Consider the following 639-nt stretch of genomic DNA (forward strand, 5'->3'; position numbering starts at 1 on the left):
CCTCGACCCAGAGCCGGGACGGGTCGACGATCTTGAACACCATCGCGCCCGGGCTCGCCATCTGGCCGGCGACCGCGTTGGCCTCGGCGATCACCCCCGAGACCGGCGCGGCCAGCGCCTCCGGCTGCGAGCGGACGCCGTCGAGCGCCGTGCGGCGGTCGACGAGGCCCTTCAGCTCGGCATCCGCGTCGTCGATCTGCACCTGCGAGACCGTGCCGCCGGGGCTCAGCTTGCGGTAGCGCTCGACCCGGCGCGCGACGATGGCGATCTGCTGGTCGAGCTCGCCCTGGCGCTGGCGCATGTCGGACACGTCCACCGCCTGGACCGGCGGCGTGACGAAGGCCAGCACCTCGCCCTTGCGCACGTGGGTGCCGAGGCGCGGGAACAGGCCGGATTCCGGCGGCGACAGCCGGCCGCCGACCGAGGATTGCACCACGCCGCTGCCGTTCGGGTCGGCGATGATCCGGCCGGGCAGCTCGGTCGTCCGCGCCAGCACGCCCGACGCGGTGACGAGGGTGCGCAGGGTCAGCACGCGCTGGGTGGGTTTCGGCACGAACACCGACCCGTCGGGCAGGCGGCGGGCAAGGTCCTGGGCGCCGGTGGCGGCCATCGGGGTCGGGGCCTCGTGGTCGTCGTCGC

The 639-nt window shown here is 74.8% G+C and carries 1 protein-coding gene; it reads right to left on the reverse strand.

Annotated features, from left to right (window positions below; all coding sequences use genetic code 11):
• On the reverse strand, positions 1 to 639 hold a 639-nt coding region (locus FV223_RS29345), incomplete at both ends, for an efflux RND transporter periplasmic adaptor subunit (RefSeq protein ID WP_147730077.1).

The organism is Methylobacterium sp. WL116, assembly GCF_008039455.1.
GTDB lineage: Bacteria > Pseudomonadota > Alphaproteobacteria > Rhizobiales > Beijerinckiaceae > Methylobacterium.